Annotated in this window: 28 protein-coding genes; 20 read left to right on the forward strand and 8 right to left on the reverse strand. The window is 46.3% G+C overall.

All coding sequences use genetic code 11. The features are described 5' to 3' along the window. Window positions 1–13 precede the first annotated feature (13 nt). The 13 genes from sctF to NL647_RS11990 all read left to right on the forward strand — a co-directional run bounded on the left by sctF (window position 14) and on the right by NL647_RS11990 (window position 11,220). Window positions 14–262, forward strand: a complete 249-nt coding sequence (gene sctF, locus NL647_RS11930; protein ID WP_009698265.1) for a type III secretion system needle filament subunit SctF — start codon at window positions 14–16, stop codon at window positions 260–262. Between the two features lie 3 nt (window positions 263–265). Next, a complete protein-coding gene (locus tag NL647_RS11935) occupies window positions 266–622 on the forward strand; it encodes a YscG family type III secretion system chaperone (protein ID WP_005441753.1) in 357 nt (118 codons plus the stop codon). Beyond that, a complete protein-coding gene (locus NL647_RS11940) occupies window positions 622–1,254 on the forward strand; it encodes a YopR family T3SS polymerization control protein (protein ID WP_009698264.1) in 633 nt (210 codons plus the stop codon). Before NL647_RS11935 ends, NL647_RS11940 begins: the two co-directional genes overlap by 1 nt. Before the next feature lie 8 nt (window positions 1,255–1,262). Continuing rightward, window positions 1,263–1,607 (forward strand): type III secretion system inner rod subunit SctI, encoded by a 345-nt coding sequence (sctI, locus tag NL647_RS11945; protein ID WP_005450269.1) that lies wholly within the window; start codon window positions 1,263–1,265, stop codon window positions 1,605–1,607. A gap of 2 nt (window positions 1,608–1,609) precedes the next feature. Next, on the forward strand, window positions 1,610–2,353 hold the full coding sequence (gene sctJ, locus NL647_RS11950) for a type III secretion system inner membrane ring lipoprotein SctJ (protein WP_005441767.1): 744 nt from the start codon (window positions 1,610–1,612) through the stop codon (window positions 2,351–2,353). Continuing rightward, on the forward strand, window positions 2,346–3,011 hold the full coding sequence (gene vscK, locus NL647_RS11955; RefSeq protein ID WP_253650189.1) for a SctK family type III secretion system sorting platform protein VscK: 666 nt from the start codon (window positions 2,346–2,348) through the stop codon (window positions 3,009–3,011). The genes sctJ and vscK overlap by 8 nt, the downstream gene beginning before the upstream one ends. Then, on the forward strand, window positions 2,990–3,625 hold the full coding sequence (locus NL647_RS11960; protein ID WP_017819085.1) for an HrpE/YscL family type III secretion apparatus protein: 636 nt from the start codon (window positions 2,990–2,992) through the stop codon (window positions 3,623–3,625). Before vscK ends, NL647_RS11960 begins: the two co-directional genes overlap by 22 nt. A gap of 224 nt (window positions 3,626–3,849) precedes the next feature. Next, window positions 3,850–4,245, forward strand: a complete 396-nt coding sequence (locus NL647_RS11965; protein ID WP_029789050.1) for a hypothetical protein — start codon at window positions 3,850–3,852, stop codon at window positions 4,243–4,245. A gap of 3 nt (window positions 4,246–4,248) precedes the next feature. Continuing rightward, a complete protein-coding gene (locus NL647_RS11970) occupies window positions 4,249–7,140 on the forward strand; it encodes an ADP-ribosyltransferase (protein ID WP_253650190.1) in 2,892 nt (963 codons plus the stop codon). Between the two features lie 482 nt (window positions 7,141–7,622). Continuing rightward, window positions 7,623–8,063 (forward strand): type III secretion system chaperone, encoded by a 441-nt coding sequence (locus NL647_RS11975; RefSeq protein WP_005450259.1) that lies wholly within the window; start codon window positions 7,623–7,625, stop codon window positions 8,061–8,063. An 11-nt stretch (window positions 8,064–8,074) separates the two neighbouring features. After that, window positions 8,075–9,052: a hypothetical protein gene (locus tag NL647_RS11980; RefSeq protein ID WP_009698260.1), complete on the forward strand. Its 978-nt coding sequence runs from the start codon at window positions 8,075–8,077 to the stop codon at window positions 9,050–9,052. Window positions 9,053–9,271: 219 nt separating this feature from the next. Further along, the gene (locus NL647_RS11985; RefSeq protein ID WP_017188265.1) at window positions 9,272–9,730 is read left to right on the forward strand and encodes a CesT family type III secretion system chaperone; all 459 of its coding nucleotides are present in this window, start codon (window positions 9,272–9,274) and stop codon (window positions 9,728–9,730) included. 11 nt (window positions 9,731–9,741) lie between these two features. Next, window positions 9,742–11,220, forward strand: a complete 1,479-nt coding sequence (locus NL647_RS11990) for a cation transporter (RefSeq protein WP_045488059.1) — start codon at window positions 9,742–9,744, stop codon at window positions 11,218–11,220. Window positions 11,221–11,386: 166 nt separating this feature from the next. Here NL647_RS11990 and sctU read toward each other — a convergent pair whose 3' ends face one another. The 8 genes from sctU to vscN form a co-directional block, all read right to left on the reverse strand. Continuing rightward, window positions 11,387–12,439, reverse strand: coding sequence for a type III secretion system export apparatus subunit SctU (sctU, locus tag NL647_RS11995; protein WP_005450246.1), 1,053 nt, complete (start codon window positions 12,437–12,439; stop codon window positions 11,387–11,389). Window positions 12,440–12,561: 122 nt separating this feature from the next. Next, window positions 12,562–13,344, reverse strand: a complete 783-nt coding sequence (gene sctT / locus NL647_RS12000; protein WP_005441782.1) for a type III secretion system export apparatus subunit SctT — start codon at window positions 13,342–13,344, stop codon at window positions 12,562–12,564. After that, complete coding sequence (gene vscS / locus NL647_RS12005; RefSeq protein ID WP_005441784.1) at window positions 13,341–13,607, reverse strand: SctS family type III secretion system export apparatus subunit VscS; 267 nt, start codon at window positions 13,605–13,607, stop codon at window positions 13,341–13,343. Before vscS ends, sctT begins: the two co-directional genes overlap by 4 nt. Window positions 13,608–13,620: 13 nt before the next feature. Then, window positions 13,621–14,271, reverse strand: coding sequence for a SctR family type III secretion system export apparatus subunit VscR (gene vscR, locus NL647_RS12010; protein WP_005426130.1), 651 nt, complete (start codon window positions 14,269–14,271; stop codon window positions 13,621–13,623). After that, window positions 14,268–15,233 (reverse strand): type III secretion system cytoplasmic ring protein SctQ, encoded by a 966-nt coding sequence (gene sctQ, locus NL647_RS12015; protein ID WP_005450243.1) that lies wholly within the window; start codon window positions 15,231–15,233, stop codon window positions 14,268–14,270. The genes vscR and sctQ overlap by 4 nt, the downstream gene beginning before the upstream one ends. Further along, window positions 15,230–16,714, reverse strand: coding sequence for a type III secretion system needle length determinant (locus NL647_RS12020; RefSeq protein ID WP_253650191.1), 1,485 nt, complete (start codon window positions 16,712–16,714; stop codon window positions 15,230–15,232). The genes sctQ and NL647_RS12020 overlap by 4 nt, the downstream gene beginning before the upstream one ends. A 9-nt stretch (window positions 16,715–16,723) precedes the next feature. Next, on the reverse strand, window positions 16,724–17,185 hold the full coding sequence (locus NL647_RS12025; protein WP_005441793.1) for a type III secretion protein: 462 nt from the start codon (window positions 17,183–17,185) through the stop codon (window positions 16,724–16,726). Beyond that, window positions 17,182–18,504, reverse strand: a complete 1,323-nt coding sequence (vscN, locus tag NL647_RS12030; protein WP_253650192.1) for a SctN family type III secretion system ATPase VscN — start codon at window positions 18,502–18,504, stop codon at window positions 17,182–17,184. Before vscN ends, NL647_RS12025 begins: the two co-directional genes overlap by 4 nt. 187 nt (window positions 18,505–18,691) lie before the next feature. On the opposite strand from vscN, the gene sctW reads away from it, so the two are divergent. Genes sctW through NL647_RS12065 form a run of 7 tightly spaced genes read left to right on the forward strand, consistent with a single transcriptional unit; the run spans window position 18,692 to window position 23,452 of the window. Beyond that, a complete protein-coding gene (gene sctW, locus NL647_RS12035; protein WP_005441804.1) occupies window positions 18,692–19,585 on the forward strand; it encodes a type III secretion system gatekeeper subunit SctW in 894 nt (297 codons plus the stop codon). Next, complete coding sequence (locus tag NL647_RS12040; protein ID WP_005441806.1) at window positions 19,566–19,850, forward strand: TyeA family type III secretion system gatekeeper subunit; 285 nt, start codon at window positions 19,566–19,568, stop codon at window positions 19,848–19,850. The genes sctW and NL647_RS12040 overlap by 20 nt, the downstream gene beginning before the upstream one ends. Beyond that, on the forward strand, window positions 19,837–20,211 hold the full coding sequence (gene sycN / locus NL647_RS12045; protein ID WP_253650193.1) for a type III secretion chaperone SycN: 375 nt from the start codon (window positions 19,837–19,839) through the stop codon (window positions 20,209–20,211). Before NL647_RS12040 ends, sycN begins: the two co-directional genes overlap by 14 nt. Continuing rightward, window positions 20,208–20,585 carry a type III secretion system protein VscX gene (vscX, locus tag NL647_RS12050; protein ID WP_005441811.1) on the forward strand — a complete coding sequence of 126 codons (378 nt, stop codon included), beginning with the start codon at window positions 20,208–20,210 and terminating at the stop codon, window positions 20,583–20,585. The genes sycN and vscX overlap by 4 nt, the downstream gene beginning before the upstream one ends. A 5-nt stretch (window positions 20,586–20,590) precedes the next feature. Further along, a complete protein-coding gene (vscY, locus tag NL647_RS12055) occupies window positions 20,591–20,929 on the forward strand; it encodes a type III secretion system chaperone VscY (protein WP_005441813.1) in 339 nt (112 codons plus the stop codon). Then, the gene (vcrD, locus tag NL647_RS12060) at window positions 20,913–23,039 is read left to right on the forward strand and encodes a SctV family type III secretion system export apparatus subunit VcrD (protein ID WP_086028144.1); all 2,127 of its coding nucleotides are present in this window, start codon (window positions 20,913–20,915) and stop codon (window positions 23,037–23,039) included. Before vscY ends, vcrD begins: the two co-directional genes overlap by 17 nt. Next, window positions 23,039–23,452 (forward strand): LcrR family type III secretion system chaperone, encoded by a 414-nt coding sequence (locus tag NL647_RS12065; protein ID WP_038898138.1) that lies wholly within the window; start codon window positions 23,039–23,041, stop codon window positions 23,450–23,452. The genes vcrD and NL647_RS12065 overlap by 1 nt, the downstream gene beginning before the upstream one ends. Window positions 23,453–23,492: the final 40 nt, after the last annotated feature.

Below are 23,492 nucleotides of genomic sequence, written 5' to 3' on the forward strand. Positions count from 1 at the left end.
AGAGGCGATACCTATGTCATTTTATGATTCGAGTAAAAGTGTTTATCTCGACGACGTTAAGGCGAAACTAGAAGCACAAGCTCAAAAAGCGAACGAAGACGTAAACACGGCAATCAAAAACCTAGAAACGAACGCAGACGATCCGTCGAAGCTTGCAGAGCTGCAGCACACAATCAACAAATGGTCTGTGGTTTACAACATCAACGCGACCACAACTCGTGCAATCAAAGACGTGATGCAGTCGATTCTGCAGAAGGTGTAAGTTATGGATAAAGACATGCGTTTGCTGCTGGCTGAAACAGCGTTGATGGCAACCGGTCTGCATCGTCATGAAGAGGCAAATACCATCGCGGAATGCCTTGAGTCACAAGGTGGTGCAGAAGAAGTCGTCGCTATGATTCGTTCAATGAGTTTGATGAATCGTGGCTTGTACGAAGACGCTCATCGTCTACTTGAACCGCTTTGTATGACGTACCCAGACTTAATCAGTCTGGCAGCGTTAGCAGCAGGAAAAGCTGGGCTATCAAGCAAAGCGGAGTCTTGGCTAGATATGGCATCAAAAGGCAGTGAAGAAAACCAAGCCTTTGCCATGAGTTTCTCTAAGGACATCAGGAACCTTTAATGAAGGTTGAAAACAACGCATTCAACTACACGCTCGGTCATGTGCAGCAACCTTCTAGAGTTGATGCACATGATGCGAACAAGATGAGCCGTTTAATGAGTGATAGCTCATCAGATAAGAGCACATCGTCGACGCAAAAGAGCACGGACAGCGTCACACAAGCCGAAGCCAAAACAACGGCGATAAAGGAATGGTACGAGACGCTAAAACGTACTGGAAATTTCAGTGCTACCACGCTCAACAGTACGCTTGAAGGTGCGTTTTCCTCGCCTAGCGAGAAGAAAGAAGCGTTATGGTACGCCTTTAGTCAGGAGAGAAGTGCAAAGGGCACCGATAAAGCGTCACCAGAATTGTTGGCATCATTAGAGCAAGAGTTGTTGGGCAGTTTTTCGGGGCGCTTATTAGCGGAACCCCCTAAAGACCGCCAAGAGTTGAAAGCGTTGCTTTCTGAGCATTTCCCGCTTGGCGCGCAAAAAGAACAAGCGCTTTGGCACAGTTGGGCAGAGTTGAAAGACATCCCTGATCAAGCCCCAGTGTTGGACATGGTCCGAAAAGAGCTGAGCTTTGTTATACAAAAGAATGCCATGGTCAAGAACATGTTGACTTACAGCCACAAACTAGACCTCTCATAGGAACGGATATGATCAATACGCAGTACACAGAAGTAATGCAAACCAACCTCGAGCAAGTGCAAGACGCACAAGCTGAAGAGGGGCTTAGTGAGCGTTTCGAGCAAGCGATGCTAGCGCCGGAGGGAAACCACGGTTTAGAAGGTGGCTTGTTAGAAAACATTAGCGAACTGAAAAATACCATCGACAATGCAAAAACCAGTTTAACCGACAGCATGAAAATGGTCGGTGACGACCCCGCTCAACTTTTGCAGATGCAGTGGGCGTTGACTCGAATTACCTTTCAAGAAGAGCTGATTGCTAAGACGGTAGGTAAAACGACACAGAACGTAGAAACACTGTTGAAGGCCCAATAGTCATGATGAAGACAATGCGTGCCGCGTGCATGTTACTCGTTTTATTTTTAGTCGGTTGTCAGACGGAGCTATACACTGGAGTAAGCCAGAAAGAAGGCAATGAAATGCTGTCTATTCTGCTTTCTGAGGGCGTAGTGGCAACGAAAGAGCCGGATAAAGACAACACCGTTAAATTGATGGTCGATAACGCCCAGATTGCGTTTGCGGTTGATGCACTGAAACGTAAAGGTTATCCGAGAGAGCAATTTTCAACACTGAAAGAAGTGTTCCCGAAAGACGACCTGATCTCGTCTCCGCTTGCTGAAAGAGCGAGACTTATCTACGCGAAATCGCAAGAGCTGTCTTCAACCTTGTCACAAATTGATGGTGTGCTAGTGGCTCGCGTTCACGTTGTACTTGAAGATCAAAACCTTCGTCCAGGTGAGCGTCCGACGCCAGCATCGGCATCTGTGTTTATCAAACACGCAGCGGATGTCGCTCTGGATTCTTACGTCCCTCAAATCAAGCTGTTGGTGAACAACAGTATCGAAGGGCTGAATTACGATCGTATTAGCGTGGTTATGGTGCCATCTTCAGAAGTTCGAGTGACGGCTCAGGGCAACCAATTTGAAAGTATTTTGTCGATTCAAGTAACCAAAGACACGGCAAGCCATTTGATTGCAATCCTCGTATTCTTAGTGCTACTCGTCATTGGTTCTAACGCGGCGACGTTTGCATGGTGCCGCAGGAATGCAAAACGTGGTTAATTCTGATACGCCGGTTTCTCAGATTCAGCATCAGTTTAACTATTGTCCTTGCAGCTATATTGATGAGAGCTGGGTAAGCGAAAAACAGCCTTGGTTGTTACGACTCCAAGGCTGGAGGGAGCAAGCGACGATCAATCAGTGGTGTATTGAAGAGTGGCAGCTATCGTCGATTACTGACCATGTCTTTAATCATCCATTTAACAGTTTGGCACTGTTGCCAGCCGAAGCGACCAACAGATTGTTGATGATGATTGGCGGAGCAATGTATTGTGAATCGATGCGCCAAGTCGTATTGAAACAGCCTAAACAGTGTCTCAATCATGTTTTTGGTGTCGATGAAACCCGCTTTCTTATTCAGCAAGGACCAATGATGATTTCAAACTGGCCAAGCGGTTGGCAAAAATCGTTGCCGCCGACTTTAGATGAAACCAGCTTTGAAAAGACTGCCCGTGAGCTCGGCTATCTATGGATAAGATTCCTATTGGCAAAATCGCCCTCTGAGCTCGTGCAAAGATGGCAGTTCAAACTCGAACGTTCACTCACTCAAACCACACTCAATGCAGATTGGTTGGATGAAACGCATCGAGATCTTGCTTATCGACTTATAAAGAAAATCGCAAAACAGGTAATTCCTCAATGGTTTCATTTGTTGAAATAAAAACCGACAACTTACAGTTGGCTCCGGGTCTAAAAATTCTCAAAGCAAAAGATTATGTGAGTTACTTAGATTCGCAACATTTGGTTGAAGCAGCACATTCCAAAGCCGAGAGCATTGTTGCTAAAGCCGACGAAGCCTATGAGTTAGAAAGACAACGTGGTTATCAAGATGGTATCGATCAAGCGAAGATCGAGAACGCGGAAACCATGATGGCGACGCTAGCAAGATGTAATGAATACTACTTGCAGGTCGAACAGAAAATGACAGGTGTAGTACTGGATGCAGTCAGAAAGATCATCAGCAGCTTTGATGATGTGGATACAACTGCAAGTGTCGTAAGAGAAGCGCTTCAACTGGTTAGCAACCAAAAACAAGTGATCTTGCATGTGCATCCAGAGCAAGTGACTGAGGTTCGAGAAAAGGTTTCTTCAATACTCAGTGACTTCCCTGAAGTCGGTTATGTTGAAGTGATCGCCGATGCGCGACTCAAAAATGGCGGATGTATCTTGGAAACGGAAGTCGGCATCATTGATGCCAGTATCGACGGACAGTTGCAAGCGCTCAAACAAGCGATTACCAAGCAGTTCAGCGAGCGCCAACAGGTACTCTCATAACGCCTATCTTTGAAACTTGAAAGCTCAGCGATGCTGGGCTTTTTTGTTTTCAGTGGCTGGCTATTTCTAGATTCAGCATCAATTTTCTCTCACTAGCATGCAAATGAAAGCGGCGAGCGCTAACTGATAAAAGCCGCCCTAAAAACTTCTGACCAAAAGTGATATATGGCGAATGCCCTTGCGCTTATCGTTTTGATTATTCAATACGAAAAGGGGTCCTCGCAATGAACAAAGAAGAAATCATAAACAACTGGCTATCCGATTTATCTGGCGGGCAATGGCAGCTTTTGAATGGTCAATGCAACTTGGTTGGCGAAGATGGTATGCATTACGCCACGATTTTCAATTATGAAAATCGCATGGTGGTCATGTTCCCTTTGTCACCAGCCAAACAGCCAGAAGGGGGCATATCGCCTTCCAAACTGTTGGCGCTTAATTCTCACCCTGATGTCGTCGGCATTGCGTCGTTCTCGTTAGCGGCAGACAACGCTACTGTTGTACTCAATTTTGCACTGCCGGATGACTCCGTGGTGAATAGCGACCTCAATGTCTTTTGGCAAAATGCGCTCAGTTTACGCAGTGCCTTGTTTGATGCGATCACTGAATCCACTGCGGGGTGATCGATGCAAACGACGATTCGCACAGACGGGGCGACAAGCACCGCGGCTTTACTGTCCTCGCAACAGACACCAAGAGCGGTTAATTCCTCTTTAAGTCAGACCCCATCGGTCTCCGTTTCCCTAGTTGGTAATCAGCCGCCGCTGAACACGCAACCTGTCTCAATGCCGCCATTGCGTCAGGCTGTGGAGGAGTTTAACCATGCCATCATGCGTGCTGCACAGTATGAAGGCAGCATTGAAAATTTGGTCCGAGATAAGGTGAATGCGCAGTTTCCAACAACCTCTGACGCGGTGAAAAACCAGATAGTTGCTCAGGCGGTGGAGAAGATTGCAGAAGCCAACCAAGCATTTGAGTTTAACCATTTGGGCAATGACCTGCTGCAGAACCCTGCAGTTGAGTACATGTCTCAATCGTTTTTGCGTCGAATCTTAGAAAACGTAGCGATCGCTCAAGCGAAAGATCCTTCAGTGCCAGTAGCAAAGACAAATGAAGACGCAGGTATCGGTTTTCTGGACGGCTGGAGTGACGACGACGCTAAGTGGGCAGAGCAGCTCAACAGCGTACTCAATGACCCTAAAGCCAATGCTCGGGTACTGACTACATTAGCTTATAGTCATTTGAGGGTATTTCGTGATCCTTCGCGACTTAAGATGATGGGCGATGCCGTGAATCAGCCATTGCTGAATGCTAAAGAAGCGAATCAAAGGCTGAACATTTTTCACTCACACGGTGCAGGGGCAAAGCCCGAGATCTCGACTCCGACCACAACCCAACCCCATGGTTGGGCATGGCTTAAGTATGCCGATTGGAATACAAGTGAAGCGCTTGGCAACAAAACCGGCAATGACTTTATCGGCAGTCGTCAAAACGGCGACCCTCATAAAGGGACCGGATTCAAGTTTCAAGGAATGCAGGAGGCCATGAAGCCTGCGGCTTATCACAACGACGCCGTTGCTTTAAAAGAGCGTTCAGAGCATGAGTCCGGCTATGGTGGTTTCGTTATCAATGATAAAACCTTAACCACGATTGGTCAGGATGAGCCAACTTCAGTCAACTGGCGCCAACAGAACATGGATAAGAAATTACCTATGTTTGCTGGACCATCTAGTACCACCTCTTTTATGTACGAAGTGGCACGCCTTCTCAAAATGCCCGCTTCTGAAGCGCAAGCATTTCGAGCCTTGCTATTGGGGTGGATGATTCAGCCACGTGATCACAGTTTTACAGAGATCATGGGAGCACTGGATGCTTATGCGATGGAGCACAACGACCACGGCGCTGCGACGGTAGACAGTGATGGCATGATGGCGTGGCAAGCGCGCGAGACGGGCAATTGGCTTGGTGCTTACGAGGGGCTAGTGAGCCAAGACATCGACTTACCCGGAATGGAAGCCAAGACAATCACGCTAAATGGGCAAGAAATTCATTTACCTGCGATTGAACCGGTGAAAATGAGTGTTGAGGAGTTCGACCATTCTGTGACTCAAGGGAAAGGCTACCCATCACAATATGCCGGGAGTGAATATCTTGACGCACTGGCGCAGGCTGCTCAGAGTCATCAAGAGGCGGACGATACCTTTGGTCTGGCTTCTGAGAAAATTCTCTACGCTGCGCAAAATATGAACGACTTGAAGTTATACAATACCGAGCAGAGAACCATGCCGGAATTGCCTGAGCGAACACCGTCAGGACAGCCATTCATTGACGGTGTTAAAGCGGAAGCGTTAGGCAATTGGTTAGAGCGTCAGTCTCCTGAGCAATACCAACAGCTTCTCAGCAATGCTGCGTCTTTGTTGGCGGAATCTTCACAGGAAGGATCGCTGAGTAATGTTTTTCGTTACGGCGACCGTAATGACGTGTGGGATACTTTTCGTACGGTAGATAAGTCAAACATGCTTGATGCTCAGTTGGTGCTAAAAAACAAACCTGATCACCAAGATGCGTTGGCCTTTTTGCAAGATGTCGTGAGTAGCAAAGCTACGCCAGCTGAACGCCAACAAGCGGTATTAGAAGCCATTGGTGATGATGCGAATAACCAAGCGACGTTGATTAACGTGATGCTGCTGGCGACGACTCGATTCTACACAGGGAATGGCGCGAATATTATCAACCCAGGCTACGGCGACTTTGCTCCGCCAAAGAACGAGAGTGAAATGGAGATTCGTCTTCAATCGTTCCTAAAACGTAACCAATACACCAGTTCTGCTGAGCGAGCGCAGGCGAAGAAAGAGTATCGTCAGACCGTGGATATGTTGCAGGCTGCGCTAGACTCTCCAATGTTTGAGCGATACTCCGGTAAAGTCTGGCATGGCTGTCACACTAGTGTCGCCGATGCGGCGTTAGAGAAAGGAACCGGTTTTCAGTTTCCTGGATTCATGAGTACAACGCGTGCTCCAGACGTGGCACAAAGTTACATGGCGAAAGGTGCGCTTTTAGTCATCAACCCTACGCCAGACATCGGGATGAATATTGAACCTATCAGCAAAGCTGAAGGTGAGAGAGAAATCTTGGTTCCTGCGGGGACGTCTTTTACTGTTGAACAAAGCTACACCTTACATCTCGAGAAAGGTTACCCGTCTTCAGCCAATACTATGATGAAAAAGCGAATCCACGATGCAGAAGTTGCGATGGGTCGCCGCCAACCTCATGTGACCATACGTGTGACGACGCCAGAGATGGAAAAAGCGGGTTTGAGTGGTAAAAGCGATCCAAAAGGAGAGGCGGAGCTTGCTGACTTGATTGATCATATCAAGAAAAATAGCTCGAACATGGAAGAGCAAACCAAAGTTGTGGTTTTGAGCCGAGAATCCAGTGCACCAAACGTCAGTGTGGCGAATGCGGATAAAGCGGCAACAGAAGCCTTTAAACCGATGTATTCTGGTGGCTTTGTTTAGCTAAGTCCTCATCTAATTAACGAAATCCATTCAACTTGAAGTATCTCAGCAGCTGTAACTTGCTTGAGATTGAAAGAGTAAAGCTGGGTATATGGTGAGATTCTTTGATTCTCACCACATACCCAAGTCATTCTCGCTGAACCTAGCGCCTTGAGGTTTCTTGGGTATACCTTTCTATAAACGGCTTAAAACGAAAAAAAGCCGACCATATCTGGCATATTTTGTCGCTGTTATTGAGCACAATACTCCCATCAACTGACAATCTGTTCATCTTTAAAGGCTTTACTATTGCCTCATAAGAGCGGAACGTTTGCTCAAGAATACTTAATTTGGTTTTTGCAGTAATGGTTAGTTTAATAAAGTTAACCATAGTAATAAAAAATAAAACAAAAATGATGTGATAGATGTATTTTAAATTCGAGATTTTATATCTGGTTGTTAAATTAATACATCAATATTAAATATCAGGATAGTAGGTGAGTATGGATAAGGTGAATACCTTACTAATTGAACTTGGTAACACACTCGATATTGATCGAGTGACGGCATATGATAATCAAATGTGGGCTGTATATATGTCTGCAGGCAAAGAAGTTGAAGTTCAAAGCTTGGATGAGAGAGAAGAACTGTTATTTTCAATCAAGGTTTGCCAAGGTGAAGAAGCATTTGAGCTTAAAAAACTGCAGACACTTTTAGAATATAACTTCTTATACCGCGAATCAGGTGGCGTGCAGTTCTGCATAAACCCAGAAAACCAAGAAGTACACATGCAAGTAAGCATGCCAATGACGTCAGAAGTGAGTCGAGTTTCGACCATGATTACTCAGCTTATGGAGCTTTGCCAGTTGTGGAATCAATATCTAACGACTCAGCATCAGTCGGCTGAACAACACGAAAAGCTGCATTCTTTCATCTCTGTTTAAAGGTTAGGGTCATGGTAAATATCAATACATCACATATGCACTCGCTCAGCGAGCTGACTGCACACCTATCTACGCAAAATCAATCAGATGACAAAGAAGTCCGAGCTCATGGTGGCAAGGATATCTTTGTTAAAGAAGGTGCGCCGAAAAACACAAGTGTAAGCGCTCGTATCAATCACCAAAACAAAGCGAAAGCGATTGTAGTGGGTTTATTGGTTAAGCAAGGTCTGCCGAAAGACGTCGCAAAAGCCATGATGCAAAACGTACTTAATGGTGAGAATAAGCTGACTCTTGGAAACCTTAAAGATTTAGAGCGACTATCGACAGGACCACGAGAGAACTGGCCGAGTGTTTCAAGCACTTCAAAGCCATCCAGTACGGGTAAAACTGACCCTGCAGATGCCCTGATCAGAAAGCACCAAGGCGCACTGCAAAAGCTGGGTGATTTTGCCTGTACTGACCTTAATACGTTCGGTGACAAGCGATCTGAGTTCTATCAATCGAAAGCGAAACCAAGATTAGAGGGGTTCTACGCCAACCCAGCGAGAGTTCAACAAGATAAAAAAGCAACCATGTCGGCAAACATGGTTCAAGTCGCAGCGCAAAGAGGCAATAGCCCTCAAATGGGCACACTGCAAAACATCGCGAAATCTGTTCAAGATGCTAAAGCCGGTTGCTGTACGACGTTTGCCTTTGCCGCCGCCTCTGAAATGATTCAAGGAATGCAAGGTGAAATGGATCAAAACACCAAGGTTGAAGTAGTGGCATTCAAGAAAGGACACTCAGGAACGCACTTGTATGTTCTGGTTGGTCGACAAGATGGTAGTGATATCAAAGACCCAAGTACATGGAATAAAGATGTGAAGATTGTAGACCCTTGGGCAGCATCAGCTTTTGGCGCAAGAATGTTTGGTGATATTGCTCATCCACCGGTTTCTAATATGTTCCCACCGTCTGAAGTTATTTTTGATAGCCATAAGTTAAATTAAAGATTTCATAATCGGTTGTTAATATTTAATCTCTTAAAAGAGCAGCATTTTGCTGCTCTTTTTTCATTTATTAAACTCAAATTACTCATTGTTTATTTCTCATTTTTTGTGGCGCAAATCACGACAGTATCGTGAAACTAACAAAATAAAAGCCATTTTCGACATCGTAATTATGCCATTCGTTGTTTACTAGCAATAGTGAAACAGAAGGAATAAACGATGAATACATTACAAGTTCTATTGAAAGAGTTTTGCGAAATAAACGAGCTACCACCACTTTCTTTTTCTGAAGAAAATCGTTGCCAGTTATTGGTTGATGATCGTTACGTTATTTACTTTAGTGCGACAGAACAAAACGATCTTATTTTATCGGTGGCTTTTGGTGGGCTCGAAAAAAGCGGTGAACTGAGACTGAAAGGTCTCGAACTTCTCGCCCATGCTAATTATTTCGGTATTGCGGATGGGAGCTTAACGCTTTCACTTGCACCCAATGGTAGGCAGTTGGTTCTTGCGGGTCGAAAGCCAATTGAGCATTTAAACGCAGCGAGCCTATCAACTTGGTTCCATGCCCTCAATGAGCAAACGCAACTCTGGCAGGCTCGATTTGCGATGCTAGACCAAGACCCAACCCAATTTATCAATCAAGAACAATCTCACGTTCAGACGCTTCGAGTTTAAGGAGTTCTCCCATGGTAAGTCCAACCAGCAAAATCAGTCAAAGCCCCGTTCCGAGCTTGGATCAATTCCGTTCTGTCGCGGCACAAAAAGATGATCGCGTTATCAGTAAGCGCGGTGAAGTCAAAGAGCCATCGACCTTCCATAAAGGGCAAAAATTCGCAGCGGTGAGTGAAAACGTGCTGCGCTCGAAATATCAAAAGTACTTCCAAGAAAACATTAAGACTCACTTAGATTTAAAACAGGCGCTGTTAAAAGAAGAAAAACCAGAAACGGCATTATTGGCGTTCTCTCTTGTTAGCCCATCAGGTTATCGCGGCGAGCCTTTGACTGAGCGTAAGATCCTTGAAGTCGTCAGCCTATTGGAAGAAGTAAAGGTTGACGGAAGCGCTTATGAAAATCTAAAAGGCACGTTCGATTCGATCAGCAAAGACCCACGTTTACAAGTCAGTATCGAAAACCAATACCCAGGAAAGATGGATGGCTTTGGCGCTGAGTTACTTGAGATGGCGAAAGAGAAGATTAAAGGGACTGGTGTCAACGCAGCGATTAACTTGGCGCTACCGGGTGTTGGCTTGTTGGTTGCCACTGGGCGTGAATTGCATAAAGCCGCCGTCAATGGTGATGCAGAGGCATACCACCACCAATTGGATCAAATTGCCCAGTTACCCGGTCGTGACCAAAGGTTGGCACTGCCAATGCAGCAAGCGCTTGCACATGGGCACGCCACTCTGTCGGCAGAAGGCGCGATTGGTGCCACGTTAGGTATGGCAACAGGTAGCCTTGGAGCATTTGGTGTTACCTCCGTAGGTACCGCAGGTGTACTTCCTGTTGCAAAAGAAGCACTAGGCAGTGTGGCAGCATCGGGCTTAATCAGTGGCTCTGGTTTTGTTGCTGGTCAAGCTGGCTCTTACGGCTTGAACAACGAAGTTCAAGATCAACTTCGTCAAGAGCCGATGTCTGGCGTGTTACCACGTATTGAAGTGTCTAACAGCAAGGGTGACTTTACCTTCAGCATGCAAGATGCAGCATCAGTGCGCGCTTTAATGGCGTACTTAGGTCCAAAGGAAGACAAGTCTATGACATCGCCTCAAGCACCAAAAGAAGCGCAAGAAATGGAAGCTGCGCGTTTGACGCTTAAGAAGATGTTGGGCTCAGATGCTAGTGAGCATTTAGTACCAGATGTCGACCCTATACTTAAACTGAGTGTGGAAGATGCTCCAAGTCAAACTGAATCGGTGGCGAATGGTGCGTTTAAAAAACTGCTCAATGAAGATTGGGACTGGTTGATGCCAGCCGTCCGAGCCATTGATCAAGGTAAGGCGCAGGACATCAATAAGACTTTGACCTACAAACTGCCTCTTGATGCAGCGAACGGACGCGTGTACTTGGATAAAAGCCCGAACCTTGATGATGGGCAACTTTCGGCGCTGGAAAAGCTAGGTTCGCCAAGCCAACTACGTTTGATGTACTTAGCAGAAGGTTGGATTTAACTGATTTGGCTTTAAACCAAAGTCCGCAGTGAAATCCTAGCGAACAAGAAAACACAAAAGGGAGCAGATGCTCCCTTTTGTTTTTGATGAAAAAACGTCTAATGAAAAAACGTCAAAACAACCGTGGCCAAGGCTTGCTGTTGTAAAGACAAAACTTGCTTCTTGCTTATTGCTCTTCAGATTGCTCCAAAGACGCAACCCAACGTAAGATCTCTGCGGTGGCTTCAATAAGATCGCCAGGTATGTATTGGTTTAGCTGGCCATCCGAATATAACGCACGTGCGAGTGGCACTTTCTGCATGACAGGAATCCCTTCTTCTTTGGCTATTGCAATCATGCGTTTCGCCATCGCATCGGTCTCTTTCAGGGTAATCACAGGCAGAGGTGTTTCGCCTTTCTTGTAGTACAAACCAATGGCAATGTGCGTTGGGTTTGTTACCAAAACATTCGAGCGTTTAACGTTATCTCTTTGGTTGGAGGCTTGTAGCTCTTGGTGCAACTGACGACGCTTACTTTTGATTTCTGGACTGCCTTCCATCTCTTTGTATTCGCGCTTCACTTCATCCTTGGTCATTTTCAATTGTTTGGTGTGGTCAAACTTTTGGTAAGCAAAGTCGGCAGCAGCAATCACAATAAAACCAACTGCCGAAATGATCATTAATTGTTTGATTAGCACGCCAGTGATGGTCGGTACACACTCTAATCCACAGGTAGGAATCTGCAGTAAAGTGTTTAAGTTACCTTTTAACGTTACCCAAATAATGCATGAAAGCAGCGAAACTTTAAGGATCGACTTAATAAACTCAATAATGCTCTTTAACGAGAAAATTCGCTTGGCCCCTTCAACAGGGTTGATCTTCTTGATATCTGGTTTGACAGATTCGCCACTAAACAGAAAGCCGAACTGACCCATGTTCGCCATGATGGCAATGAGAGCGGCGACTAAGATGATCGGCGCGAGCAGATAAACCATTTCTTTGGCAATGGCGATTGCTACATCGAGAAGAGCATCTTGAAAGCCCTGATACGCCAGTTCACTTGGCAATAAAAGCAGGGCGGAGATATGCGACATATAGTAATCGGCAAACGCAAATAGCACGGTGATCAAAGCCAGAATCAACGCCGATGAAACGATTTCCTGACTTTTTGCAACTTGCCCTTTTTGACGGGCATCCCGGAGTTTTTTCGGGGTGGGGAGTTCTGTTTTTTCTCCGCTCATTACTGGGCCTGTTTATCTTTCATAGTTAAATTTAGTTCAATCTAAAAGCGTTTTAATCATCGGAGAGGCGGAAGCTAGTGAACAGTCACCTATTCGCCTCTCTCCACTGTGTTCTTATGCGATCACCAAATGGTATTGAGCTGCTCTCTGAACAGTACAATTTCAGAGAAAAGTGCTTGAAAGTGATTCATCATCAACGCCAGGTACACAATCAACAACACACTGGCGATGGCACTTTTGATTGGCATTGCCAAGAAGAAAACGTTTAGCTGCGGTGCAAAACGGCTGATCAATGCCAGACCAAATTCGGCGAGGAACATCGCCAATACTAAAGGCGCAGACATCAATACCCCAAGCCACATTAATTGTTCGAACTGGGCATAGAAAAAGTGTACCCACTCTTCCGTTACGGACGGGAAAAAGCTGATGACGGGCCAAGAAGCATAACTGTTAAATAGCGCGTAAATAAAAGCGACAAAGCCACCGCCCGAGAAGAACAAGGTGATGAGAGTTTGAGTCAACAGTACTGCGGTTGGCGTCGATTGTGAGCCGAGGGTAGGGTTGAACATACTCGCCATTGCTGCGCCTCGTTGGTTATCCACGAGAAAGCCTGCCGCCTCGATTGCCCAAAAAGGGATCGCCGCAACAAAGCCAATCAGCAGACCTAACAGTACCTCTTTGCCCAAGATGATCATCAACCAGATCCCATCCGTTTCTGCGGGCAAATCCTGCTGGTTAATCATCGGAAAAATAAACAACGCAAGGGAGCACAAGACACCATTTCTCACCATGGTGCCGCCCAGAGTTTGCTTGTTTAAGATGGGCAGAAATATAAAGCAAGCCATTAACCTAGGAAGCGTTAAGCTGTATAGGAACAACGCTTGGTGCAAATCATCGTAACTCATCGTATTTGCGGGATTTTATCCAAAGCTAATGTTGCAAAGGCATGCAGTTCTGCGCCTAGCCACTGTGTGGTGACGAACAAGGTAATGATGACGGCGATCAGTTTAACGACAAAACCCAACGTCTGTTCCTGTACTTGAGTTAACGCCTGAATGAGCGAGACCAAAGTACCAACCAGCGCCGCAACGACAATCGGTGGTAAAGACAAGAACAGAACAAGCGTCAAAGCTTGAGTGGTAAAGTGGATTATTTCAGCCGGATTCATGCTTCTCTCCTTACTATCCGTAACTGAGCACTAAGCCATGAGTCAGCTTGGTCCAACCGTCTAGCAATACAAACAGCAGCAGTTTGAACGGTAGCGAGATCGTCATCGGCGATACCATCATCATGCCCATTGCCAATAGGATGTTGGACACGATTAGGTCGATTGCGATGAAAGGTAGGTACAACAAGAAACCAATCTCAAACGCCCTAGTCAACTCGCTTACCGTAAAGGCGGGGAGCAACAACAATAAGCTGTCTGATTCCAAACGATCGACGTACTTTTGTGGCCACAATGTTCTTGCCGCATCGGTAAAAAACACCGATTCGGTTTCACGAATGTGCTTCTTCAAAAACTCACGATACGGTTGCAATCCGCTCTCAATCAGTCCTTCGATACTCTCGGAATCTTCTAGGGATATTTCATGCTGCGTCACGTAGTCATAGGTTTCAAAACCCACTGGTGCCATGATGAAGATCGACAGAATGATCGCCAATCCATAGAGCGCCATGTTAGGTGGTATTTGTTGTACACCCAGTGCGTTTCGCAATAGGGAAAACACCACCGCCAGCTTAACGAAAGAAGTCGCCATCATTGCAATGAAAGGAATCAAAGCAAGTAGGGCGAGTGTGACGATGAGGTTCAGTTCATCAGGTAACTGGATCATGCTGGCTCCTGACTACCGCCAAACAGTTCGAGTACACGCACACCTAGGCGTTCATTGATGTTCACCAATTCGCACTCACCAATGATTTTGCCATTTGCTCGCATTGTCACTGGGTTAGAAATTGGTTGGTTAAGTTCAAAGGTAAAACCAGGTTGCAGAGCGTTAAGTTGCTCTAAAGTAATGGTCTGCTGACCAACATCAAACGTGAGTTCAATTGGCAGTTGCTGGTGGTCGGTAAGTGCTTCAGAGCTATTGATATCGTTCATATTGGTTTCTTTTTCTAGGATATGGAGTGTGGTTTCGTCGAGTTGGCATCGCCAAAGGTTTTGATTGGATACCTGAAAGAGAACTTGATGTTGTGCGATGTAGCAATCATCGAAGAACACCACATCGCCCAGTTCCAATTGTTCAAATTGACCGAGTGCTAAACGTGTTTTGCCAAAGCTCAGCCAGAACGGCAGCGCAATGTTTTGGCTTAGGTAAGACGGTGCTTGTGGCAAGGCGTCAATCAGCACATCTCGACCTTCATTTACCCATAGGCTAAGAGAGGCGTCATCACGGTTGATGGTAAGCATCAACACATTCTCTTGCTGAGCTTGCTGTTCATGAGCTTGCAATTTACTCAACACTGGCAGTTGCCCAAACAGACGCTTAATGACATCGGTGTAGGGCTCAATCTGACTGCTGAGTAGCGCCATTTGCAATGAGTTTGGCAGCGATTCAAATGCCGTTGAGTCAAGCATGCCATGTAGCCACTGTTGTAGCTGCGCACCACAAAAATCGATTTGAATCGTTTGTCCGCCAATGAGTAGCGTTAAACGGTAGCCCGAAAATTCAGGCTTTTGTCCAAGCGTGACCGACAGGCTGTTGCTCTGGCTATCTTGAAAGTGACATTGCTTCGCACACAGTTGGTTGCTTAGTGCGATGCTCGATGCGTCGACCTTGGGAAAATCAAGTATCATCGTTCGTCCTCAGGTTTCCATTCATCATAAATACTGCGTTGTTGTCGCGAGCGTTGTTGATCTTGTTGTTGGTTCATTTGTTCGCTGACCGAGATTCGAATTGGTTGGTCGATACCCAAGCGTTGCAAGCGCTCAACCAATTCTTGTTTAGCGTTTTGATTGATCAGTGACAGGGCATGCTCTTGCTTGATCAGGACGCTGTAACCAGAACTGTCATGTTTAATCGAGATCTCGCCACCTTTTAACTGACCTTCATTGAGAAGCAGTCGGACTTCCTTCTCGTTCGCACTTGGCAAAGACACATAGATCTTGTCAACCAACTTGCTGATCAGCTCGTTCACATCTCTTGCCGAACTTTGTGGTGCTTGTGCCTCCATACTCTTGAGGATCACATCACCTTGGGTGGTCGGCTGGCTTATATTCGACGCCGAGAACAGTTTGGTGTCGGCTTCAGGCGTCGAATGATGTAAATCAATGTGCTTCGAGTGCTTTAGCTTCTCTTCAAACGCTGACAACGCAGCTTTCGCTTCTGCATTAGTCTGCGCGTTACTTAAAGTGCCTGCGTCTTTTGTTGTCGTATCGGGCTTTTGTCGCTGACCATTTAATACGTTTTGCACGGCGGTAGCAGCTTTGCCATCAAGCTGGATTGGCGTTGGTTGACTATTCAAGTCTTTTTGGAAACCGCTAATAATGGCTTTAGGATCGTGATACAGACCATCAAGAGATGCGGTTGAACCTGCTGAATCAGCTTGGTTATCACGAGTCGTTTTTTCTTTTGTTGCTGAGGAACCGACGGATTGGTTTTTCACAATGATTTCCTCTTGCTGCTGTGCATGTTTACCTGCCATATTACTCAGAGGCGCTTTTTCAGATAGAGATTGAGCAGCGTCTTTATCGTTGTTTTCGGCAGGAGATTTGTCCTTACTTGGGCGCTCTGTTATCCCTGTATTGTGCAAGCTGTTCTCATGCTTTATGCGTTCTTTATCGCCAATAGCTTGCTCGACTAACGAGTTAGGCTTAACGGGTTTTGTGATATCTGATTCTGCTTCTGTCGCGGTCTTTGGCTGTTCTACAGCATCGCTGTTCGAAGCGTCTTTTGAAGCTTGATGATTTGTGCCTAGCGTAGAGTCTTTTTCTAACGGAGAAAGATTGGCTTTAGCAGCATGTTTCGCACTGTCTGAACTGTCAGCACCGTTTGTACTGCCAGCTTTGTCCGTTTTTTCAGAAGAAGCTTGGTCTTTGGCTCTTTCTTGCTGAAGATGGTCAGGCTGAGCTTTAGGCTTCAGGGGCTCGAACTTATCTAAACTCAATGCCGCTTTGTACAAACGAGTCGTCTCTTGACCATGCTCCGCTTCTGACGGCATTGGCTTAAGAGCGTTGTTAAAGCGAGACTCAAGTTCTTCAGAGATGTTGCTTGTTGGACTCTGTTGACCTTGTTGTGAGAATTCTGTTGTGCTTGGGTGATCGTGTTTGACTCGCATCTTTACCTTCTATGAAACAACGACGCTACGAAACTCTTCCTGTTCGAGCTCTTCTTGGTACTGCACTTGACGCATTTGTTCAGCAATTTCTTGTTCGTTTAGCTGAATGAATTTTTCTTTTGTTTTATGAGCGGCAAGGGCTTCTTGTTTTCTTTCTTTAAGCCGTTGGTTTTCTTGTTCTAATGCTTTTTTTGCCTCTGCGGCACGTTGTTTTAAATCTGCTTCTCTCTCCCTTAATAGCGCGATTTCTTGGCGTAATATTTCAAGCTCTTTTAGTACCACCGTTTTCTGCTTCGCTTTGGCAAACCGTCGCTCTTCTTCCTCTTTTCGCCATTGGTGATAATCGACCACGGACTGCTCGGCTTTTCGCAATAAAGAAAGCGCACTATTGACTCGATACTCTTGCTGCTGAACGGCACTGTCTGCTCGATCAGCTCGAATCTTTTTTATCTCTAGTAACTGCTCGATCATAAGCCCGCCAGTCCTCGTAAGTGAGCCACGGTTTCGTCGAGTTCACTTGGTTCGTGTGTGCCTTGGCGTAAAAACGCTCGGATATCATCACCTTGTGCAATCGCCATATCCGCGCGGCTGTCAGCACCATGTTGGTATTCACCAATTTTGATCAGCAGTTCCACTTCTTCATATTTTGCCAACATTTCACGCATATGAGCTGCCGACGCTTGATGAGTTTTGTCCACGATTTGGTTCATCACACGGCTCGCGGAGCGAAGTACATCAATAGCTGGGTAGTGGTTCATCGCTGCCAGTTTGCGAGAAAGAATGATGTGACCATCCAGTATCGAACGGGTCTCATCGGCAACTGGCTCTGTCATATCGTCACCTTCTACAAGCACGGTATACAGCGCGGTGATGGAACCTTTGTCTGATTGACCCGCACGTTCCATCAGTTTTGGTAGTGCAGCGAAAACAGAGGGCGGATAGCCTCGTCGTGTTGGTGGTTCACCAGCAGCCAAGCCAATTTCACGCTGAGCTCGGGCAAAGCGCGTCACTGAATCCATAAGCAGCAAGACACGTTTACCTTGGTCTCGGAAGTACTCCGCGATAGAGGTCGCGACAAACGCTGCTTTGGCACGTTCCATTGCTGGTCTGTCGGAGGTCGCAACAACCAATACTGACCTTGCCATGCCTTCTTCACCAAGGTCGTGCTCGATAAATTCTCTTACCTCACGACCCCTTTCACCGATAAGGGCGAGGACCGTTACATCAACATCGGCAGAACGAATAAGTTTTGCGAGTAGGGTACTTTTACCACCGCCCGCTGCCGCAAAAATACCCATCCTTTGCCCTTCGCCACAGGTGAGCAATCCGTCTATCGAACGAACCCCCATGGAAATAGGTTTCTCGATCAGTTTTCTCTGCATCGGCGGCGGCGCGTCTCTGTAAACCGGATACCAAGCACTCGGCTCTTTGCTTTGGGTGCCATCAAACGGTCGACCCAGACCATCCAGAATCTTCCCTAACAGGTGCTCACCAACACCCACTTCGTGCATCTTCCCAAGCGGGCTTACTTCGGTATTGGAGGAAATACCAAACATGTTGCCAAGTGGGGTGAGTAACGCGTGATGTTGTTGAAAGCCAACCACTTCCGCTAGCAGCGACAAGGTTTGATCCGGGTTACGCAACTCACAAAGTTCACCGACACGTACACCTGGCACCACGGCTTTGATGATGGTGCCGGTAACTTGAGTAACTCGACCGCGGATTTGGATCAAACGTGTCTGTTTGATTGCAGATTGTTGGGTTTCGGTGATGTATGAGAAGTCGTTCAATTTAGGAAAACATGCGCAATAACTGATGCTGAGAGAATAAAAAGGATGGTGCAGTATTTATAGTGACTATTGGTCGGGAGTTTTTAGAAAACTTAAAACGCCCTAAAAAAACACGTCTGATTTTGACAGCCCGTTGCAAATGCAATTCTTATAATTCGCTCATATTGTACGAAAGGAGTGCAAGTGAATGAGTATTATCAATAATCAAATTACAACGGGTAACAAGTTTGACACGCCAATTCGAAGCGGTCTTGAGTCTTCACGTTCTGGGGAGTCAATTGGTGGCAACTATCGAGGCGAAACTGTCCGTGTACACAATGCTACTCAATCACTGTTTGACGCGATGGAAGAGCTGACGTCATTAGGCTCAGAAAAAGCGGAAAAAGATCTGACCAAACGCAAAGTGAAAGATGGCGGTATTCGCGTTAATGAAGCCCACGAGTTGGTTTCTGATTACCTAAGAAAAGTGCCTGATCTTGAGAAGAACCAAAAGATCAAAGACCTTGCTGCCAAAATGGCAAGTGGCAACTTATCAACAATTGCCCAGTTACAAGCGTACCTTAATGGTTTTTCTGAAGAGAAAAGCCACCAGTACCTTGCATTAAAAGCGGTCAAAAAGTTTCTTGGCGCTAACCCAGAAAGTAAGAACCTACTGGCGCTGATCGACCAAGCCCTTCTGAACTTTGAGCAAAACCCAGATTCATGGTCTCAAATTGATACTGAAATTCGCGTATCCAGTTTTGCGGACGAATACAGCCAAGAACAAGGCTTCAGCAGTTTGCACCAACTGCGTGGTTTCTATCGCGACACCGTACATAGCTACCAAGGTTTAGGCTCAGCATACAAGGATGTGGTTGAGCGCTTTGGTGAAAAAGAGGTGTCTACGGCGGTCGACTTTATGTTGCAAGGCATGAGTGCTGACTTAAGCGTTCAAGGTAGCAATATCGACTCAGTTAAGTTGCAGCTTTTGATGTCAGATATGCAAAAGCTTAAAACGCTGAACACCCTTCAAGACCAAGTTGGCAATCTCTATCAGATGTTTAAACCTCAGCAGGCAAGCCATGGCTTATCAAGTTACTGATTTGATGTCAGATGTCATTGCTTTAGTTGAGCAGCGCTGGGTGGGCAGTGAAGAGATCTGGAACTTAGCGAATGCCATGGAATTGGAATCCACCGAGCGAAAAATTAGCTTTTTCAGAGAGCTGCATAAACTGGTTCGGCATATCCCAATTGATGTGTTTAACGATGAAGAACAGCGACAAAACCTAATACAAGCCGTGCAAAAAGCGCTTGATGAAGCGATTGATTTAGAAGAAGAGGAAATGTGGGACGATGAATTGGATTGATGCGTCAGTGGATGATTTTTGCCGAGGAATGGGGCTTGACGCTGTGGATTTCTCGTCAGCAGGACGTGTTCAGTTGAGCTTTGAACAGAGCGGTACTTTGCACCTTGAGAAGCATCAGGACTGTTTGTTTCTTATGTTGGCGAAAGCGCTGCCGTGGCATCAATCTAATGAGCCGATCAAGAAGGCACTGAGCTTTTGCCATGCAGGGCAAGGTTGGCCATTTACCATTAAAACTGGCTTGCTCGATGAACAGACGCTGGTTTTCTCTGCGCAAATTGAAGGTGATGAAGTGACATTGCCAACTATCGAACAAGCATTCGCGCTCTTGGTTCGCTTACACAATGATGTGGCGAATTTATGAGTAGAATTAGTACGTTAAACGTTGGTATTGAAGGCTTTACTCATGTCTCTCTTGAGCAAGTTGAAAACGATTTCCCACAGCGCTTTCAACTGTTGCCTGATGGTCAAGCCATCGCGACGCACTTAGAGAAACTGTATGAGCTTCGCCCATCTGAGCAGTACTTGATGTCGCTCGCCAAGCCAAAGCTTACCCATTCAGAGCTACTTCGCCCAGACAAGTATCGTCAGCAGTTTGATACGACTCAGCAGCGACTTCAGGAATTGGCACAGCAAAACGGTTCCCATGCGCTTTCCCAAGCGGTGGAAACGCTGCAAAACACGCAATTAGACCAACGTTATCTCACCATGGCGTTGAATCTACTGATTCAGGTTTAAGCCCCATGTTGCAAACAAAAGATGTGGAGCTATTGCTTATCCACGCAGCACTCCAAGTTCAATATCAAAAGCCCGAACAGGCGATCACGTTGCTGGATGCGTTGTTGGAAATCGAACCAGAGCATCAAGAAGCTCGCCAAACACTGGCGGTGGCATGCCTGAATTCTGGTCGTTACACACGTTCAATCGAGCTGTGCGAAAGCTTATTGGAAGCAAACAACTCAAATAAAGCGGGCTTATGGTTTTGTCTCAGCCAAGCGCGCTGGAAACAAAATGATGTTGAGGGGGCACGCCGTGCTCATCGACGTTATCTGAAATCTCTAAATAGTGAATCAAATGAATAAGTTGATCGATATTCTAAACAAAGTTGGACAACGCAAAGACATCATGCTCGCCGTGATGCTATTGGCGATCGTCTTTATGATGATTTTGCCTTTACCGACGGCATTGGTGGATGTACTAATCGGTACCAACATGAGTATAGCGGTCGTCCTTTTGATGCTTGCTATCTACATTACCTCACCGCTGGAATTCTCTGCATTCCCGGCAGTTCTTTTGATTACAACGCTGTTTCGCTTGTCACTTTCTATTACGACAACGCGACTTATCCTTCTGCAAGGCGACGCCGGTCAGATCGTTTATACCTTCGGTAACTTCGTAGTTGGCGGTAACTTGGTCGTGGGTATCGTGGTGTTCCTGATCATCACCATCGTTCAGTTTATGGTGATCACCAAAGGTTCTGAAAGGGTTGCGGAAGTCAGTGCTCGATTCTCCCTTGATGCGATGCCGGGTAAGCAAATGAGTATCGACGGCGATATGCGTGCTGGGGTGATCGACGTTCATGAGGCGCGTCATCGTCGTTCATTGATCGAAAAAGAAAGCCAAATGTACGGTTCGATGGATGGTGCAATGAAGTTCGTAAAAGGGGACTCCATTGCCGGTCTGGTGATCATCGTGGTGAACATTCTGGGCGGTGTGACCATTGGTGTGACTCAAAAGGGCATGTCTGCGTCTGAAGCGCTTGAACTGTTTGCTATTTTGACCGTCGGTGATGGCCTGGTATCGCAGATTCCGGCGCTGTTTATCGCTATTACGGCCGGTATTATCGTTACACGTGTTTCAAATGAAGATTCCTCTGACCTAGGTTCAGATATCGGTGGTCAGGTTACCGCGCAACCAAGAGCTTTATTGATTGGTGGTGTCCTATTGGTGCTGTTTGCACTCATTCCAGGCTTCCCGAAAATCACTTTCCTTGTGCTTGCCGTTGTTGTAGGCGGTGGTGGTTTCTTCTTGTTCTATCAACAGAGAAAGCAAAGCGAATCTGACAGTTCTGACCTACCTAGTTTTGTCGCCCAAGGAGCGGGCTCGCCAGCTGCCAAACCGAATAAACCAACCCCTTCTCGCAACAGCAAAGGCAAATTGGGTGAACAAGAAGAGTTTGCGATGACAGTACCGCTGCTCATCGACTTGGATTCTCGCTTACAAGAGAGCCTAGAAGCTGTGGCATTAAATGATGAACTCGCACGAGTCAGACGCGCGCTGTACCTCGATCTAGGTGTGCCATTCCCGGGCATCCACTTGCGATTTAATGAAGGGATGAGCAACGGTGAATACCTGATTCAATTGCAAGAAGTACCGGTTGCTCGCGGTCGAATTGAAAGCGAAAAATTGCTGGTGACAGAGGGCAATGAGCAGATCGATTTACTGGGTGTGCCTTACGAAAACGATGACGACTTTCTGCCGGGCATTTCGAGTATTTGGGTTGACCACAGTCACCGAGAAAAATTGCAAAACAGCCATGTGGGCTTTTTGACTCCCGACCGCATTCTGACTTACCACCTGTCACACGTACTGAAAGAGTACGCCCAAGACTTTATCGGTATTCAAGAGACCCGTTACTTGCTTGAACAAATGGAAGGCAGCTACTCCGAATTAGTGAAAGAAGCGCAACGTATTGTGCCTTTACAAAAGATGACGGAAATCCTGCAACGCCTCGTTTCTGAAGATATTTCTATTCGTAACTTACGTGTGATCTTAGAGGCAATGGTTGAGTGGGGACAAAAAGAGAAAGACGTGGTTCAACTGACGGAATACATCCGTTCCAGCTTGAAACGCTACATCTGTTACAAGTACGCCAGCGGTCAAAATATGCTGCCTGCGTATCTGTTGGATCAGAGCTTGGAAGATACGATCCGTAACGGTATTCGCCAGACTTCAGCGGGCAGCTACTTAGCGCTTGACCCTTCTGTGACTCAACAGTTTGTCAGCGACGTTAAGCAAACCATCGGTGATTTGAGCCGCATGCCAAATAAACCTGTGCTGGTGGTGTCGATGGATGTGCGTCGTTACGTACGTAAATTGATTGAATCTGAATACTACGAACTGCCAGTGTTGTCGTTCCAAGAACTGACGCAGCAAATCAATATTCAACCGCTGGGAAGGGTAGGAATGTAATGGCGTGTGAACTCGCTCAGTCTTTAATGGCGTCAGGAATCGAAGTGACGCCTTACTTTTGGCAGAAAAGCACCATCTTGCTCGGGCAACGATACGAGTGCGACGGTATGGAACTGGTATTCCGAGTAGAAGAAGGTGAAATCATCATCGTACTGCTGCGAAGAATCAGCCCTAATCAAGGTTTGAGCAATCCTTTCTCTGCACTGTTTTTGCTCGCAGAACACGCGATCCGATTGTACCCACCCGATTGGAGCATTCGCGGCAACGTTGACGTATTGCGAGGCAGCAATATGAGTAGCCAAAGGTTAGCGCAGTTCTATTTAAAAGCCTGTGGGGCGAGCCACGATGAACAAGAAGATTGGTACTTCTTGCGCCTCAGTGATTACCGCCCACTTAAAAAGAGAAAAAAGTAAAAACTCTCGACTGTTACTGACAGCATCCAAGAGATGCTTC

The sequence above is a fragment of the Vibrio sp. Y29_XK_CS5 genome (assembly GCF_024181835.1).
In the GTDB taxonomy this organism is placed as follows: domain Bacteria; phylum Pseudomonadota; class Gammaproteobacteria; order Enterobacterales; family Vibrionaceae; genus Vibrio; species Vibrio harveyi.

Coding starts and splice junctions, on each gene's coding strand:
- sctW (WP_005441804.1), top strand. CDS start 18,692: ATGAGTATTATCAATAATCAAATTACAACGGGTAACAAGTTTGACACG.
- NL647_RS11985 (WP_017188265.1), top strand. CDS start 9,272: ATGAATACATTACAAGTTCTATTGAAAGAGTTTTGCGAAATAAACGAG.
- vscY (WP_005441813.1), top strand. CDS start 20,591: ATGTTGCAAACAAAAGATGTGGAGCTATTGCTTATCCACGCAGCACTC.
- sctJ (WP_005441767.1), top strand. CDS start 1,610: ATGATGAAGACAATGCGTGCCGCGTGCATGTTACTCGTTTTATTTTTA.
- NL647_RS11975 (WP_005450259.1), top strand. CDS start 7,623: ATGGATAAGGTGAATACCTTACTAATTGAACTTGGTAACACACTCGAT.
- NL647_RS11980 (WP_009698260.1), top strand. CDS start 8,075: ATGGTAAATATCAATACATCACATATGCACTCGCTCAGCGAGCTGACT.
- NL647_RS11965 (WP_029789050.1), top strand. CDS start 3,850: ATGAACAAAGAAGAAATCATAAACAACTGGCTATCCGATTTATCTGGC.
- sctU (WP_005450246.1), bottom strand. CDS start 12,439: ATGAGCGGAGAAAAAACAGAACTCCCCACCCCGAAAAAACTCCGGGAT.
- sctI (WP_005450269.1), top strand. CDS start 1,263: ATGATCAATACGCAGTACACAGAAGTAATGCAAACCAACCTCGAGCAA.
- vscS (WP_005441784.1), bottom strand. CDS start 13,607: ATGAATCCGGCTGAAATAATCCACTTTACCACTCAAGCTTTGACGCTT.
- sctF (WP_009698265.1), top strand. CDS start 14: ATGTCATTTTATGATTCGAGTAAAAGTGTTTATCTCGACGACGTTAAG.
- NL647_RS12025 (WP_005441793.1), bottom strand. CDS start 17,185: ATGATCGAGCAGTTACTAGAGATAAAAAAGATTCGAGCTGATCGAGCA.
- NL647_RS11940 (WP_009698264.1), top strand. CDS start 622: ATGAAGGTTGAAAACAACGCATTCAACTACACGCTCGGTCATGTGCAG.
- NL647_RS11990 (WP_045488059.1), top strand. CDS start 9,742: ATGGTAAGTCCAACCAGCAAAATCAGTCAAAGCCCCGTTCCGAGCTTG.
- sctT (WP_005441782.1), bottom strand. CDS start 13,344: ATGAGTTACGATGATTTGCACCAAGCGTTGTTCCTATACAGCTTAACG.
- NL647_RS12040 (WP_005441806.1), top strand. CDS start 19,566: ATGGCTTATCAAGTTACTGATTTGATGTCAGATGTCATTGCTTTAGTT.
- NL647_RS11970 (WP_253650190.1), top strand. CDS start 4,249: ATGCAAACGACGATTCGCACAGACGGGGCGACAAGCACCGCGGCTTTA.
- sycN (WP_253650193.1), top strand. CDS start 19,837: ATGAATTGGATTGATGCGTCAGTGGATGATTTTTGCCGAGGAATGGGG.
- NL647_RS12065 (WP_038898138.1), top strand. CDS start 23,039: ATGGCGTGTGAACTCGCTCAGTCTTTAATGGCGTCAGGAATCGAAGTG.
- NL647_RS11960 (WP_017819085.1), top strand. CDS start 2,990: ATGGTTTCATTTGTTGAAATAAAAACCGACAACTTACAGTTGGCTCCG.
- NL647_RS12020 (WP_253650191.1), bottom strand. CDS start 16,714: ATGCGAGTCAAACACGATCACCCAAGCACAACAGAATTCTCACAACAA.
- sctQ (WP_005450243.1), bottom strand. CDS start 15,233: ATGATACTTGATTTTCCCAAGGTCGACGCATCGAGCATCGCACTAAGC.
- vscX (WP_005441811.1), top strand. CDS start 20,208: ATGAGTAGAATTAGTACGTTAAACGTTGGTATTGAAGGCTTTACTCAT.
- NL647_RS11935 (WP_005441753.1), top strand. CDS start 266: ATGGATAAAGACATGCGTTTGCTGCTGGCTGAAACAGCGTTGATGGCA.
- vscR (WP_005426130.1), bottom strand. CDS start 14,271: ATGATCCAGTTACCTGATGAACTGAACCTCATCGTCACACTCGCCCTA.